The sequence below is a fragment of the Scandinavium sp. genome, assembly GCF_036271055.1.
Taxonomy (GTDB): domain Bacteria; phylum Pseudomonadota; class Gammaproteobacteria; order Enterobacterales; family Enterobacteriaceae; genus Scandinavium.
Genome location: NZ_DATBBJ010000063.1, coordinates 55,705 through 71,272 on the forward strand (window position 1 = coordinate 55,705; position 15,568 = coordinate 71,272).

A 15,568-nucleotide genomic window follows, 5' to 3' on the forward strand; every position below is an offset into this window, starting at 1 on the left:
CAATCACTCATTTATAATAATGATTCAAGGAAGGTGACATGAAGCGCAACTTCGTTTTGCTGGCGATGGTCTTCTTTTTATGGGGCAATATCACCGCCGTTAATAGCGTTATTATTCTTTTCTTCTATCACTATTTTCAGATTAGCTGGCAGCAGGCCATGCTGGTGACCGTGCTGTTTTACATTGCGCCGTTTGTGAGCTGCATTCCCTGCTCCCTGTTGATCGCCCGTTACGGTTATCGCCGTATGCTGCAAAGTGCACTGATGCTCAGTGCAACGGGATGTACGGTGCTTGCCGCAACGCTTCATGAAGGATTGTTCATTGGTGCGCTGATCGCGGTATTCGTTGTGGCAGTGGGCGTTGCTGCAATGCAGGTGGTGGCGAATCCCTACCTGGCGTTGCTCAGTCCACCCGAACGGCGAGTGAGTCAGTTGAGTCTTGCTTCTGCGGTCAACTCGTTGGGAACGACGCTCGCACCTGCCTGTATCGCCTTGTTATTACAAGCCTATCCGGCGATCCCTGAACTCCATCAGGAACCTATGAGCGGGATGTGGCTGGTTTTAGCATTGTTCTCTTTGCTTTTACTGCTCGGCTCGCAGGTTATTCGGCTGCCCGATGTCGCGGTTCCGGCAACCGTTGCGCACGCTTCCTCTGGCTTATGGCGAAACCCGCAGGTGGTGTTCAGCGTCGTGGCTATTTTCGTTTACGTCGGCGTTGAAGTAAGCCTTGCCACCAATCTGCTCAAGTATTTAACCCTCAGCGCGGGATGGTCCGCTGATATCGCCATGTCGTTAATTACTCTCTACTGGGGCGGAGCATTGGTCGGGCGACTGATGTTTGGTTTATTTGGTCGCCAGGCGCACAGTGCTGCGGTTTTCAAGGGCGCAACGTTGTTGTGCGCGCTGTTGGTGGCAGTGGGAATGTGGCTGAATAACGGAGTCGGTGGTGGATTGTTGTTACTGGCCGGGATCGGCAACTCCGTGATGTACCCGATTATTTTCTCACATGCTATAAGCCAGCAGCCGCAACGGGCAAACATACTGGCGGGTGCGATGGTGATGGCGGGTATTGGCGGCGCACTTTTCCCTTGGCTACAGGCGCTGATCATTGACACTTTAAGCCTGAGATTGAGTTTTTTGCTGCCGTTGGGAATGTATTTGTCGCTGGCTATGTGGGGCGTTTATTTCTTGCGTCCTCGGGCAGATGTCTCTCTGGTTACGCAGTAACCTTTCTCTTTCGCCTGACCCTCTCCCTTATGAGAGAGGGTCAGGAAAACGAGAACCTCTTTCCCTTAGACCGTAATCACCAGTGAATTACCCTGAGCAGTAACCACTACACCCCATTCGCTGCCGGACTGCGTTCCACCCTGAATGCCTGCCAACTGCTGAACGTTACGCAGACACAGTGTCCAGTCGCGGGCATCACCTTCACCTTGCACGCTGATGGTGTTCCCCAGGCGTTTCGCTTTCAGCGTGAAAAGCGTTGAACCGTCAGCCGCGGGAACCTGGCAAACCGCTTCACGCCCGTCTTCCAGATGGAACAACTGGAACGCTGTACCTTCATGCCAGGCGTAATCGGGTTTCTGAGTATTGTTACCCAACGCCAGCAGCGTGTTGTCGCGTACGTACACCGGCAGACTCAGCGCATCGTGTTGCTGTTTATGCCAGCGGCTGCCCTGGATTTCATCGTTGTGCCACAGGTGGGTCCAGCGACCTTCTGGCGCATAGAACTGCACCTCGCCCGCCTCACTGAACACCGGAGCCACCAACACGGCATCGCCCAGCATGTACTGACGGTCGAGATAATCGCAGGTTGGGTCTTGCGGGTATTCCAGCATCATCGAGCGCAGAACCGGCGTGCCGGTTTCATTGGCGATGGCTGCCTGGCGATAGAGATACGGCATCATCCGACATTTCAGTTCGGTGAAATGACGCACCACATCGCAAGATTCATCGTCGTACGCCCAAGGCACACGGTAGGATTTGCTGCCGTGCAGTCGACTGTGGCTGGAGAGCAACCCGAACGCGCACCAGCGTTTATAGACGTGCGCCGGAGCGGTATTTTCAAAGCCGCCGATATCGTGGCTCCAGAAACCAAAGCCAGACATCCCGATAGACAGCCCACCGCGCAGGCTTTCTGCCATCGATTCGTAGTTGGCATAGCAGTCGCCGCCCCAGTGAACCGGGAATTGCTGCGCGCCGACCGACGCTGAGCGCGCAAACAGCACCGCTTCTTGCTCACCGAGTGTGTCTTTCAGCACGTTCCACACAAGCTCGTTATAGATGAACGCATAATGGTTGTGCATTTTCTGCGGATCGGAGCCGTCGTGCCACACCACGTCCGTCGGGATACGCTCACCGAAATCGGTCTTGAAGCAGTCGACGCCAATATCCACCAGGCCTTTCAACTTGTCGGCATACCACTGACACGCTTCCGGATTGGTGAAATCGTAAATCGCCAGCCCCGGCTGCCATTTATCCCACTGCCACAGCGAACCGTCCGGGCGTTTGAGCAAATAACCTTTCTCTTTCAGCTCTTTAAAGATTGGCGATTTCTGACCGATATACGGGTTAATCCACACGCAGATTTTCAGCCCTTTGGCTTTCAGGCGGCGGATCATCCCTTCCGGATCCGGGAATGTCACCGGGTCCCACTCGAAATCACACCACTGGAAGGCCTTCATCCAGAAGCAGTCGAAATGGAACACATGCAGCGGCAGATTGCGCTCAGCCATGCCGTCGATAAAGCTGTTGACCGTCGCTTCGTCGTAATTGGTGGTGAACGAGGTCGTCAGCCACAGGCCGAATGACCACGCAGGCGGCAGCGCCGGACGCCCGGTAAACTGCGTATAGCGGTTCAGCACGTCTTTCGGTGTCGGGCCATCGATCACAAAGTATTCGAGATGTTCGCCCTCGACGCTGAATTGCACTTTCGACACCTTTTCGGAGCCGACTTCGAACGACACGCACTCCGGGTGATTCACCAGCACGCCGTAACCGCGATTCGTGATGTAGAACGGGATATTTTTGTATGACTGTTCGGTGCTGGTGCCGCCGTCGCGGTTCCAGGTGTCGATGGTCTGGCCGTTGCGCACCAGCGCGGTGAAGCGCTCGCCGAGGCCATAAACGGTTTCACCCACGCCCAGGTCCAGACGTTCGAACATGTAATTGCGGTCGGTATTTGCGTCCTGCACGTAGCCGTTGTTTTTCACCTGGCTGCCAGTGATGCGCACGCCGTTACGCAGAAAATCGAGCGACCAGAACTCACCTTTGGTCACGCGCACGCAGAGATTGCCGCTTTTCAGCTCGGCAAATTCGGCGGTGTTTTGCATCTCGACTTTCACGTCCGGCTGCACGTTCAACGGGTAGTGTGGCCCGTTATCCAGCGCGCCCTGGAAGTGCTCAATGCGCACGCCGACCACGCCTTCTTGCGGGGAGAAAATGCGCAGCGTAAACAGCGGCGTATCCAGTTGCCAGGTGCGCTCACGGACATCACGCGGCGCGGCGTACACCACCATTTCGTTGCCTTGTTGTTCGACGTCGAACACCTGCAACGGGTGGATAAGATTCAGGCCAGGTTGAATGAGCCAGTTTCCATCACTGATTTTCATGCCTTGTTCCTCTTAGTTCGGTAATTCTTTGCTGACCGGAGCCTGCTCAAATTCTTGCTGATTACGGCGCGCGCCCTGCGCGATATCCGCCATGATTTTGCTTAACAGTGGGGATTTCAGCGTGTAGTAGCGCTTGGCGATAATGGCACTCAGCAGGTAACAAGCGGCTGGCACCAGGGTAAACAGAGCGATGATGATGCTGATCGTGTCGCTGTTTTGGGTTTTCGCCCCGGCGTCGTAACCGCCCGCCGCCAGCATCCAGCCAATCATCGCCCCGCCCAGCGCCAGGCCGAGTTTCAGCACGAACAGCGTACCCGCGAAGCTGATGCCGGTCAGGCGTTTGCCGTTGCACCATTCGCCGTAGTCGACGGTGTCGGACATCATGACCCACTGGATTGGCGTCACCAGCTGGTGCAGCACGCCAATCACGAAGATGAAGCCGAACATCACCAGATTGGCCTGAATCGGCACGAAGAACATCGCCACGCTCAGCACCGTCAGCGCTGCGTTGGTCCACCAGAACACGCTGACTTTGCATTTCCAGTCGGTGAGCGGTTTCGCCAGCGCCGAGCCAATCAGGTTGCCGACGCAGTAAGTGCAGAGGAACGCGGTGAACAACCCGGCGGAACCCATTATCCATGTGGCGTAATACATCATCGCGCCGCCGCGCACGCAGACCGCGAGGATGTTGAGGATGGTCAGCAGGCCGACGATGCGCCACTGATCGTTCTGCCAGATGTCGCGCAAATCTTCCCGCATCGACGAGGTGCTTGGCGGCACCTGAATGCGCTCTTTGGTGGTGAAGAAGCAGAAGGCCAGCATCAGGAACGCGACCACGGACAGCACTGCAATCCCGCCCTGGAAGCCAAAGGCTTTATCGTCGCCGCCAATCAGGTTTACCAGCGGCATCATCAATACCGTGGAGAGCATGCCGCCCGCGGTGGCCAGCACGAAGCGCCAAGATTGCAGGGAGATGCGTTGGGTTGGGTCGTCAGTGATCACACCGCCGAGCGCGCAGTAAGGGATGTTGACGACGGTGTAGAGCAGGGTGAGCAGCGTGTAAGTGACGGCGGCGTAAATCAGTTTGCCGTTGTGCGTGAGGTCTGGCGAGCTATATGCCAGCACGCAGACAAGGCCAAACGGGATGGCGCCGAACAAAATCCACGGACGGAATTTCCCCCAGCGGCTGCGGGTGCGGTCTGCCAGCAGCCCCATGCACGGGTCGGAAATGGCATCCAGCGCGCGGGCGAGCAAAAACATGGTGCCCACGAAACCGGCAGGAATACCAAAAATATCGGTATAAAAAAACATCATGTACAACATGACGTTATCAAAAATGATATGGCTGGCGGCGTCTCCCATGCCGTAGCCAATCTTCTCCTTCACGGACAACACTTCACGGGTCATTTTGAAATCCTTAGCGAGTCATCTGACGCGGTAACCGGTTACATGTTTGTAATCCATCGTCCGCGCCGATGGAATTCCGATATCTCGTTAGCGGATTACGTTTCTTGTTTTCTGTGATCGTGGTTCCGAAGAAGAATGTGTAAAAATGTAACTTGAGGATTTTGTGAGGGTTTATGGCTGATTCGTGGGGTACTGCTCAGTTAAAGTGAAATATTTACATCAAAGAGTGGGGTAACTGACTGAAAGTAGCTATAATGCGCCCCGCCTCCATGTAGCAATCGAGGCGCGGAAGGTCGTCGTCTCCGGTGAGGCGGCTGGACTTCAAATCCAGATGGGACCGCCAGCGGCCCCGGGCAGGTTCGACTCCTGTGATCTTCCGCCAATTTGCCTCTCCTGAACTCCACTGTCTCAAGTAAATCCCCTATAATACCCGCAATTACTGCTGATTATGTTCTCCCGAGGTCAACTGTCTCTACCAGAATCAAGTGCATTCTGGGGGCATAATGGGGGGCATGATTTATAGCCCCATTTTGAGATGCCCCCAATGAAGCTAACAGTCAGACAAATCGACACAGCCAAGCCCAAAGAGAAGCCGTACAAGCTATCTGATGGTGGAGGCCTCTACCTTGAAGTAACCACCAACGGCTCACGCTACTGGCGTTTAAAGTATCGTTATGCGGGTAAAGAAAAGCGCCTTGCTTTCGGAGTTTATCCTGAGGTTTCTCTCGCTCAAGCCCGTGAAAAGCGTGAAGCTGCGAAAAAGTTACTATCTGCTGGAAGCGATCCCGGAGAGCTAAAGAAAGCTGAGAAAATTGCTCAAAAACTCAACTATGAAAATACCTTCGAATCTATTGCCCGTGAATGGCATCAGCTGAGAGCAGACCGTTGGTCATTACGTTATCGCGATGAAATTATTGATACCTTTGAAAAGGATATTTTCCCCTACATCGGTAAGCGTCCCATAGCTGAAATTAAGCCCATGGAATTGCTGGAAACCCTTCGTCGTATGGAAAAGCGTGGTGCATTAGAAAAGATGCGCAAAGTCAGACAACGCTGCGGTGAAGTATTCCGTCATGCAATCGTGACCGGACGCGCTGAATACAATCCTGCACCCGATCTCGCTACAGCCCTCGCAACACCAAAGAAAACACATTTTCCTTTCCTGACTGCCGAAGAGCTCCCTCACTTTCTTAGAGATCTTGCAGGCTATACCGGGAGTGTTATTACCAAGACTGCAACTCAAATCATCATGCTTACAGGGGTACGAACTCAGGAATTACGTTTTGCCCGTTGGGATGATATCAATTTTGAAAAACGGCTGTGGGAAATCCCTGCTGAAGTGATGAAGATGAAACGGCCACATATCGTTCCAATGTCGGATCAGGTTGTCGCACTTTTTGAGTCACTGAAGCCTATTACGGGGCTATACCCGCTGGTATTTGTCGGACGTAATGATCGTACAAAGCCGATCTCAAAAGAGAGCGTTAATCAGGTGATTGAGTTGTTGGGATATAAAGGAAGGCTGACGGGGCATGGTTTCCGCCACACGATGAGTACCATTCTTCATGAAGAAGGCTTTAACTCAGCGTGGATAGAAACGCAGCTAGCGCATGTGGATAAGAACGCGATACGTGGGACTTACAACCATGCGCAGTATTTGGAGGGGCGTAGGGAGATGATGCAGTGGTACGGGAATTATCTTAACAATCTTATTGTTGATAGAGATAGTTCAATATCCTTTCCACACCTAAAAACCATCAATATGTAATGTGTTAATTATCTTTATTAATGCAGAAACCATTGATGATATTTAAAGCAGATAAAAATAAATATGGTGCATATTAAAATATGCACCAGTATTTCCTAACGATAAAGACCCTCTAGTTGGGGCAACTTGAAAAAGTAAGATGCTTCAGACTTCTTAAATGCCCCAGTCGAGTTTTGGCGTAACTCTGCATTAATTAATACGCAGCATTTCTCAGCTCTTGTAATACCAACATAATGAAGGTTTGTTTCTTGCGGAAGGCTGGGATATAGTGCTGTATTTCTATCAACTTCATTAATTGATCTATATGGAAAAGACCATTCATCCATATCCAAATGCAATACTATTTTAAATTCAAGCCCTTTAGACTTGTGAAGTGTCATTACTTGAACTTCATTTTTATCTAATGGCATAAACTGCTTTAAGTAAATATCGTTTGATATAATGTCCAAAACTGCATTATCATTAGGTATAGAAAACTGAATATTTAGCATTTCAGAGATTTCGTGGAACTTATTAATTAGTTCCTCATCTGTTAGTTTGCTCCTGAGAGTTTTAATTTTTTTTCTTAATAAAAACTGATGATTGTCATTTATAATCAAGCCATCAAATACTTTATTAATTAACTCTTGCGCAGTGCCTATGGCCTTATACCTATACGCTAGAAGGTCTTTATATAAATCTGAGCATTCTGTGCCCAACTTATCTAATGGCGTATCAATATAAACTCTAAAATTTGATGTTAATCCTGAGCATAGTAATAGCAATGATTGCTCTTTTCTTGCAAAAATAGCTATTTGGTTAGCTTGCTCCAACCCCCATTTTCCTTCATTTAACCATTTTGAAATCCATGATGATATTGTCATCGAAACATCTTTTAGGTTCCCTGATAATCTCTTTCTGTAAACATTGATGCTTTCGCTTGGTAATAACACAAAATTTGAATCGAGTAACCTAGATGCATAATTAATTATTGATGGATGACACCTATGATTTAAATTTATTTCAAAATGTGCAAACACCTGCTTATCTCTAACCAAGTCAAGTAACAGCTCAGCATTTCCACCTCGAAACTCATAAATTGATTGCCAAACATCACCAACAGCAATAGAGCATAAACCAAGTTCATTTATTTTTAGAAATAATTGATGCTGAGATAATGATGAATCTTGATATTCATCTATAAATATATGGCTATATCTCGCTTTAATATATCGCGTTGCTGCAGGAGATTCATTAAGTATTTTTAATGCTAAGGCAGCAAATGAACTCATCCAAAGCATTCCTTCATCGTACAGTTTCTTATAACCGGAATCTTCATTGATATTAACGACTGATGGTGTGCCAATAAATTTTTCCTTGAGGTAATGTTTATATGGAGACTCTAACCTCTTTAATACTTTGCATTCTGTTGGTTTACCCCCCCATATTCTTGGAAGAAATGGAATGATTATCTCCTTTAAGCAAAAACTATCAATCGTACCAAAGAAACTGTGTTTTGTATCGTGTCCTTCTGCCTTACATCTACGCTCCAGTTCTGAACTTGCTTTCCTTGTGAATGTAATTGCAATGACCCCTTTATGCTCAGGAAGACAGCCGGTAATATTTCTAATTTTTTCTTTTATAACTGTAGTTTTTCCACTTCCAGGACATGCTGTTATTACCATACTTTTAGGGTAATCAATAGCTAATATTTGCTGAGCAGTTGGAGAAAAAATACTCATTTCATTCACCTTTAACTATTTTTACAAGGTGGTATAGCGGTTTAGCCAAATCATCCGAGTTAAGATTATGAAGGTCTTTTTTGATTTTTTTCAGAAGCATACGCATTCTTATTGCTTTTTTCTTTTGTAAGTATTCAATTGCGCTTTGATTATCTTTTTTATCTAACGCATCTAATATTGAAGCACTCAATTCCTCGACAAGATCGGTTTCTAAATCAATTTTTGATAAATATACTCCCGATTTATTTATTTCCTCAGAAACTGTTTGCCAGTCACCGTTGGTAAGAGTATCTAGAGATGTTATTTTTTTGTCGCTATGCTCAAACTTTTTGATATCAACTATATCTAAACATCGGTTTATACCTGCATAGTTCCACTTCTCTTGACCTTTTAGCTTTGATATATCGTTATCAGTTCGCATTACCCATGGAATTTCTAAAGCATCAAGTATTGCTGCATATATTTTAAATGATATTCCATCCACTGAAATTAATGAAATGTTCAAATAATCTAGATCAATATTTAAACTTTTAGCCAAGGAATGGTAAAATAAAATTTCGGATGGCCCTTCGATTAAGAAAACACCATTTGAAAAGAATGATTCCGCTGGTAATATACTCATCCGATAGCTCATATCTTCCCAGCCATCTGAAATACCTTTCGAGCATCCTTCACTTGCGGCTACAGTGTGTCCATCCCGGTCAAGCAATCTTATTATTGAGTCTGGCTCGAAGTTTACCGCTATTTGGGGGGAGTGGGATGAAATGATTGTTTGACCTGGAAGTTCAGCTATCAAATAATCAGCTAATTTTCTTTGTTGATGAGGGTGTAGGTGTGCTTCAGGTTCTTCGATAACATAGAAGATAACTTCGTTATCGATATCATGTTCCTTAATACTTTTCGCTTTCCATAATGCCAGTAAGATTTGATTGTTTCGTCCGTCTCCTCCAAGCATTACGTTAGAACCATTTGTATTAGCTCCAAGTTGTAGGTTATCAATGAAGTCATTTATTCCAATTGCCCCAGTATCTAACTGTACAGAATACTCAGAGTAATGATGTGCAAGTTTTTTGAGCTCATCGTTAACTTCTTTTGTTGCTCTTTCTACATATATAAGCTGAGATATCTTATCATTAATTGACTGTAAATCTGAACTTATCTCTCCTAACAAATCGTCATCTTCTTCTCTTTCATCAGAGTTCAATGATTGTTGCGCTATTTTTAAGAGTTGCCTTTTTTCTTTGCGGATAAATCTCTCCAAATCTCGTTGTGACTGAATATATTTTAAATTAACGAACTTAAGATAATAGCGAGAGTTAATTTCTTGCAAAGACTCTAAAGAATCACCAATAAAAAGTTTGTAGCTTAGATCAGATTTTTGTGCAACGTACTTAATAAACGATTCACCTGAGTCACTGACATTCCCTTTCAAAATTGAAAGTACTGCATCTTCAATGATATCTTTAAAATGAATGATAATTTCAAACTCTTCACTAGAATTTCCATTTTCTAAATGAAAATCAAGTTCATTTGGTTCAATTTCTGAATCTGATACACTTTTATCTAATAGCATTCTTAGCGAATGCAGCATATTACTTTTGCCAACATCATTAGCTCCGATGATCAGAGTATTAGAATTAAAATTGATGTGTGCATCTTTAAAATTTCTAAAACCTGTGAGTTTCAGAGATGATATTTCCAACTTAAAATCCCTCTTTAAAGTATAAAATCTTTTTCATGATGAGGTTTCATGTAAAGTTTGCAACTGAATTGTGCTCATTTTTTGCGGCAGATCTACCCAGAACGGTTAATTACCCTAAAATGATGTTCAGACAAGTTATGCTTCTGGCACAGAGTGATAGCAGAAGGCAGATGCGCATCTTGACTCATCACCAAGTGTTATAGAAGAGTCTGAGACAGTATTGGGTACACTACATGCGGCTGAGTCCTTTCCGCTGTTTTGATGATGTTGTGATCGCACCCCATACATCCTCTGTTGATGAGGTGATGAACACAACCTGACGGATAAAGTGTAACTGCTGGTGCGATCAAGCGCAGGCCAAACCGAAGCACTTTAGTGTGCTTCGGTCTGGCGAATTTTATTTCCAACTATCCCTGTCTTCCCAGACGCTACGCAGCATTCCTGTTGTAGGTACTCTTACACTAAACCAGTCATAACTGAACACTGCCTTCTGATCGTCATCAAGTGAATCATCACCTGTTAGCACAACTTCACTTCCCGGTACACGAGTACTTTTGTTAACAACGATGCAGTTGATGGGTGGTAAGCCATTTTCAAGGCACAAATTACCCAAGATGCCCAATTGTCTCGAAAGAAACAATCCGGCATTTGGTTCCTCACGTTTCATGCAGGAAGCGACTTCACTGTACGTGATAGGTTGCACCCATCGTGGGCGGGGGTTACTGAGTTTGGAGCTTTCGATATGGCTAACCAGAATTAACCAGATTTGTTGAGCTTGCACATGAATCCTGTCACCTTTCGCAAAATGTTTTAGTTCGTACAAGTTATTCATAATAGCCACCCGTTCTTTATTGAACAAATTGTTCTATATCGACCATAAAGTTCAATATTGCACAATCCATTCTTTATTACAACATGTCAAGCCGGGTTCTGAAGACTGTTTCTGACACGACGCGGCCACGCTTAAGGGACATGACGTTTGCTGTGAGCGAGAGGCAGAAATTTATAATTGTCCCCACAGTGATGTTGAAAATATTGACATTGCTGTGTGGTACCAAGCAGGGATAAGGTCGCCAAAATCGTGCATACAGAATGCAAGCACACATGATGTCTTTCCTTTTCCTGTGACTAGGTATTGCCACATTAAAGATGACAATACCTAGAAGTGCACATTACTCAGGGGGTTGTGCTGAGACACTAGATTCAGAGTCTGACAGGTACTGGTACAGAAATACGTGGCTGTATCTCAATCAGACGAGCATCAGACTGAAGAATGCCTGCGAAAATTTCCGGATTTTTGGGGGCTTCTAGCGAAACGACGAATGCATATCGAATGCTTGCAGCTTTCGCACCGTCAATTTGATCCCCACCAGCGCGTGCCATGTAATGGATCTCAAAGCTGGGAGCGACTAAGCTCTTACCTCTTTTATTAATCTCAGCGCTTAACACCGACTCCCATTTACCCGCATCAGCACGCAGCTCTGCTTCTGTGGCGACAGATTTCTGCTTAAAAAAGGACTGAGTTTTTTCAGGATCAGGTCGAAACGTTATTTCGACACCTGCTCGCGTATACATGGACGTATCTTGCGGATCCACAGGGCTGGAAAAACAGCAGGTTGCTTTGATTTTAACGTCGCCTGTAATGCCAGTCTCCGGGATGGGGAGAGGAACGCGCAGATATTTCCCTGGTGTCAGCTCACCTTGATAAAGAATGCGGGCTGTACCTACAGGAGATTCAATTATCTGGCCAAGATCCTCTGGAATTTTTCCCCAGCCGACATCGCCTTTATCATGGCCAGAACGGTCGGCTGCATTGATCAGGAGCGCCTTGATGGCTAGTGGGGAAATATCATGACCTAATATGGCGCGAATACCCACCGCGTAACGTAATAGATAGGGAGCAGAGAAACTAGTGCCGCATGTCGGAACCAGCTTTGCGGGGTCACGATCGCTTGGCACGTGAAAATACTGGCGAGGGGTGCCACCAAATGCCACCAGATCTGGTTTGACCAACCCTGGTGATCGACCAGGCCCCACCGCGCTGTAGGAAGCACGCTTCCATCCATCTTCGATCTGGTTGGTCGCACCGACAGCTAATGCATTTACACAATCAGAAGGGACTTGTATGCGATTGAGACTCAGTGAGCTCTCACACTCACCGTTATTCCCTGCAGCAATCGTCAGGAAGGTATCCCCATCTGCCAGATAGGTGTCAATCAGCGATGTCCATGGATGGATCTCATCATCATCGATTGGTAATGCAGGACCGAGACTGAGATTGAGAAACTCATACTGACGCGACAGTAAAATGTCTTCGAGGTGGCTCAGAGTGCGATAAAGCTCATATTGGTCCTCGCCATCAATGTTATTATCGAGAATACGGTGATGGTCAACGTACGAATATGGTCGGCTGGCTGTCTCCCCTGGCCAGAGCGGGCCAAAGAGAAATGCAGAAGTCACACCTAGACCGTGCGCCGGTCCATCCGGGTGATCGTCAGCAGAAGTATCTGCATGTGAATAATTGCCTATCCAACGTTCTAGTACATGTTTATCAGGTAAACCTCCGTCAAGAATAGCCACACGTACGTCTGAGGCGTAAGGCTGAACGTCTGGCAGGTCTAGGTTCGCCCCTACAGGCACACCACGGGTAAGAGGACGAAACGAACGTAGCGACGGAAGCGGTCTCACAACACGCAGGAATGCAAAGGTGGCAAGGCGATTAAGGTCACACTCGTTACCCGCAATAGGCATAAACCAGAGGCTGCCTACCTCAATTGCCATTTTATTTTTGACAATGAATCCCAGTTCCTGCGCATAATTGATGAAAGCAGCTTTAATAAAATCATTGTTTCCGAGCGGCATCAGCTGTAGCCCCACCTCCCAAAATCCCTCAAACCCTTCCGCATTCTGCTTAATTTTTTCTGAAACGTCAGGCTCGGCAACGCTCCAGATACGAAACAAATCTGCTGCACCGCGTGTTTGCTCTGAGAAGTTATCCAACTCCTGACTGAATTCCGTCAGCCGGTCGCGTTTGCCCGCCACAAAAATCTTAGTTGTTGGGGAAGGCACGGGCTCCCCAACACGCGTCCAGCGATCAGGAAGAACATCGACGCCCTTGCTACCAATCGAGCGCACCGACATTTCTTTAAACAGAGTTCGGGGAAAATGCCCCTTCGCTATGTAGGAAGGATGAAGGGTTATCGCCGCAACCGCAAAATCTTTAGGACAAGCATCATCATCAAGCTTGTTCAGTTGACTTACCGTGTGTTTGAACTGAGGTTTAAGTCGGTCCATCACTTCAGAAAAGGTATAGATAGGCACCGAATTTGGATTCATTTTCGGAGGTGGCTTTAATGACGAGAGCAGTTCCGCTTTTCCGATTATATAATTACGTTTTTCAGCCATTGGTTAACTCCTTTGTCGCCAAACGTTTACGTATTGTTTCCCTGCTGACATTTGCAATTTTGGCCGCTTTTTGCTGTGCAAGCCCAAATTCACGTACTAGCCTGACAGCAAAGCTGATTTTTTCTGCTTTGGTTTTTGTCCCAACATCAAAATCAAGCTGCGCGATTAGGTCCGCTTCAAAACTTTCCGGACGAAGTAAGTGTAACCTGCGTAATTGGGATATCTCGCGCTTAATGTTGCTATATGACTGACCCCGCAGGCTTTCTTTCAGAAGATCATACCAAGGGGCAAAGGTTGGGAAGTCCTGAGCGGCAAAGAGACGGATCGCCTCTGCCACCTGCGCCTCATCGGGCAATTCAAAGGTCACCTCAAGGTCAAATCTGCGCCATAGGGCAGGATCCACTAACTCAGGATGGTTTGTCGCTGCTACCAACACACCGCTGCTCGGCCAGTCCTCAAGCTCCTGTAGCATGATCGTAACGAGACGCTTCAGTTCACCCACATCAGACTCATCCGTACGCTTTTTGGCGATGGCATCAATTTCATCCAGCAAAAGTATGGAGGGGTGAGATTTGGCATAATCGATCACGCTACGCAGGTTGCTACCTGTACGACCGAGGAAGCTACTCATGACCGTGGTTAGGTCAAGTGTGTAAAGGGGAAGCTCTAACTGCTGAGAGAGCCACTGCGCCGTCATCGTTTTACCCACGCCTGGAGGCCCGCTGAATATCAGTGATTTCGTTGGTATCAGGCCATGGCGTGCAAGTAAATCGCTTTTCTTCCTTTCCAGTAATACCTGCTCAAGCTGGTTCTTTACCTGACTCTGTAGCAACGGTGATTCGCAAGCGTGTTCGGTAGCAGGGACTTTAAGCATTGCCTGGGGAGACGCATCATCATGAGCGCTCCCTGGGAATTCAAATGAAGAAGCCCCTTTTCTCATGACATCATGAGAACGGGCTGGACTGAGCTTAAGCAGCTCTTCAATTTTAACAGCCATCTGCGGATCAGTTTTTCGGAGGGAGCGAATATGTTTCGCAAGATAGAGCCGTAAATCTTTATCGTTCCCTTCCAGGGATAGTTTAACTATGTTGACTAAATCTAGTTCCATTTTCACATCCTGGGCAGCACTGATTATAATCTATTGAAATAAATGAATTTAAATAACTCAACTCAATGCGCATTTTGACAATTTTATAGCATTATAGTCATTACCTGTATGGAAGTCAGTAGGTGCTGTATTTTTTTACAGTGTTACAGTTTAGGTGTTTGCGAGGAAGGTAATTGCTGTCTAGGCAGACGGAAAGCTGTAGAAGGTGGGCCTGAACTGCTTTCCCCCTTTAGCGTCTTCAGCCCAACTGCACAAAGCAGCAATGCGAGTATTCATGAGACGTCCTTCAGCAAAGTGCCGTAGTATGTGGGTGCATCAGGAGCGGTTAAAAAAGCGTCCGCTCCTGACACAAAGTAGTCGATACAGCCATTTACGCATCAGTCGCATAAATCCAGTCAGCACATTGAGGACATATCTTCTCCCCATGCCAGCAGACATGGCACCAGCAACATCGCCATTGCCGTATAGTAGTGTTAACCGGTAGAAGGCGCTTTTCTGGAGGCGGTATGGTTTGTGATGAGGTTTGCTCTTGCACTGTCTGGCGCTTGTTGAATCGACATTTTTTAAGTCGAGCGACATTGTTGATATGCCCCGGAAGGTGCACAAACGTTTTTGTAGTTGTCAGAGGGTCAAACTGAACACCGATCTGCAGTTTGCAGTAAATGCAATGCAATGAATCAAAATCAACCTGTTGAACAGAGTCTGGTGTAACCCATTCACCATTTATGGTGACGGCGTGAGTGGCTAAAACGAAATAATTCATCATGAACTCCGCAACAAATGAAAAAAACCAGCATGGTTAGCTGGCTTTGTGGACAGATGGGGGAAGGAATTACTAGCGTCTTGT

10 protein-coding genes and 1 tRNA gene are annotated in these 15,568 nt (G+C 47.0%); 3 read left to right on the top strand and 8 right to left on the bottom strand.

Annotated features, from left to right (window positions below):
- The first annotated feature begins 38 nt into the window (after nucleotides 1-38).
- On the top strand, nucleotides 39-1,226 hold the full coding sequence (locus VH187_RS10765) for an MFS transporter (RefSeq protein ID WP_329701445.1): 1,188 nt from the start codon (nucleotides 39-41) through the stop codon (nucleotides 1,224-1,226).
- Nucleotides 1,227-1,291: 65 nt separating this feature from the next.
- On the opposite strand, the gene yicI is transcribed toward VH187_RS10765, so the two are convergent.
- Nucleotides 1,292-3,610 carry an alpha-xylosidase gene (gene yicI / locus VH187_RS10770; protein ID WP_329701446.1) on the bottom strand — a complete coding sequence of 773 codons (2,319 nt, stop codon included), beginning with the start codon at nucleotides 3,608-3,610 and terminating at the stop codon, nucleotides 1,292-1,294.
- Nucleotides 3,611-3,622: 12 nt separating this feature from the next.
- A complete protein-coding gene (locus VH187_RS10775; RefSeq protein WP_329701447.1) occupies nucleotides 3,623-5,017 on the bottom strand; it encodes a glycoside-pentoside-hexuronide family transporter in 1,395 nt (464 codons plus the stop codon).
- 287 nt (nucleotides 5,018-5,304) lie between these two features.
- Between VH187_RS10775 and VH187_RS10780 the strand changes: the two genes are divergently transcribed.
- Nucleotides 5,305-5,399 (top strand) — tRNA-Sec (locus VH187_RS10780).
- A gap of 162 nt (nucleotides 5,400-5,561) precedes the next feature.
- Entirely contained in the window at nucleotides 5,562-6,785 is a 1,224-nt protein-coding gene (locus VH187_RS10785; RefSeq protein WP_329701448.1) for a tyrosine-type recombinase/integrase, read from the top strand.
- 95 nt (nucleotides 6,786-6,880) lie between these two features.
- Here the strand turns inward: VH187_RS10785 and VH187_RS10790 are convergent, their stop codons facing one another.
- From VH187_RS10790 to VH187_RS23565, 6 genes are all read right to left on the bottom strand, one after another.
- A complete protein-coding gene (locus tag VH187_RS10790; RefSeq protein ID WP_329701449.1) occupies nucleotides 6,881-8,506 on the bottom strand; it encodes an ATP-dependent helicase in 1,626 nt (541 codons plus the stop codon).
- Nucleotide 8,507: 1 nt separating this feature from the next.
- A complete protein-coding gene (locus VH187_RS10795; RefSeq protein ID WP_329701450.1) occupies nucleotides 8,508-10,208 on the bottom strand; it encodes an ATP-dependent nuclease in 1,701 nt (566 codons plus the stop codon).
- Between the two features lie 397 nt (nucleotides 10,209-10,605).
- On the bottom strand, nucleotides 10,606-11,040 hold the full coding sequence (locus tag VH187_RS10800) for a hypothetical protein (protein ID WP_329701451.1): 435 nt from the start codon (nucleotides 11,038-11,040) through the stop codon (nucleotides 10,606-10,608).
- Nucleotides 11,041-11,411: 371 nt separating this feature from the next.
- Nucleotides 11,412-13,613 carry a S8 family peptidase gene (locus VH187_RS10805; protein ID WP_329701452.1) on the bottom strand — a complete coding sequence of 734 codons (2,202 nt, stop codon included), beginning with the start codon at nucleotides 13,611-13,613 and terminating at the stop codon, nucleotides 11,412-11,414.
- Complete coding sequence (locus VH187_RS10810) at nucleotides 13,606-14,721, bottom strand: AAA family ATPase (RefSeq protein ID WP_329701453.1); 1,116 nt, start codon at nucleotides 14,719-14,721, stop codon at nucleotides 13,606-13,608. Before VH187_RS10810 ends, VH187_RS10805 begins: the two co-directional genes overlap by 8 nt.
- A gap of 370 nt (nucleotides 14,722-15,091) precedes the next feature.
- Entirely contained in the window at nucleotides 15,092-15,487 is a 396-nt protein-coding gene (locus VH187_RS23565; protein WP_473964787.1) for a putative zinc ribbon protein, read from the bottom strand.
- Nucleotides 15,488-15,568 lie beyond the last annotated feature (81 nt).

Excerpts from the sequence above, each read along its gene's own strand:
- VH187_RS10765 (WP_329701445.1), top strand. The coding sequence starts at position 39 with ATGAAGCGCAACTTCGTTTTGCTGGCGATGGTCTTCTTTTTATGGGGC.
- VH187_RS10775 (WP_329701447.1), bottom strand. The coding sequence starts at position 5,017 with ATGACCCGTGAAGTGTTGTCCGTGAAGGAGAAGATTGGCTACGGCATG.
- VH187_RS10805 (WP_329701452.1), bottom strand. The coding sequence starts at position 13,613 with ATGGCTGAAAAACGTAATTATATAATCGGAAAAGCGGAACTGCTCTCG.
- VH187_RS23565 (WP_473964787.1), bottom strand. The coding sequence starts at position 15,487 with ATGATGAATTATTTCGTTTTAGCCACTCACGCCGTCACCATAAATGGT.
- VH187_RS10810 (WP_329701453.1), bottom strand. The coding sequence starts at position 14,721 with ATGGAACTAGATTTAGTCAACATAGTTAAACTATCCCTGGAAGGGAAC.
- VH187_RS10800 (WP_329701451.1), bottom strand. The coding sequence starts at position 11,040 with ATGAATAACTTGTACGAACTAAAACATTTTGCGAAAGGTGACAGGATT.
- VH187_RS10785 (WP_329701448.1), top strand. The coding sequence starts at position 5,562 with ATGAAGCTAACAGTCAGACAAATCGACACAGCCAAGCCCAAAGAGAAG.
- yicI (WP_329701446.1), bottom strand. The coding sequence starts at position 3,610 with ATGAAAATCAGTGATGGAAACTGGCTCATTCAACCTGGCCTGAATCTT.
- VH187_RS10790 (WP_329701449.1), bottom strand. The coding sequence starts at position 8,506 with ATGAGTATTTTTTCTCCAACTGCTCAGCAAATATTAGCTATTGATTAC.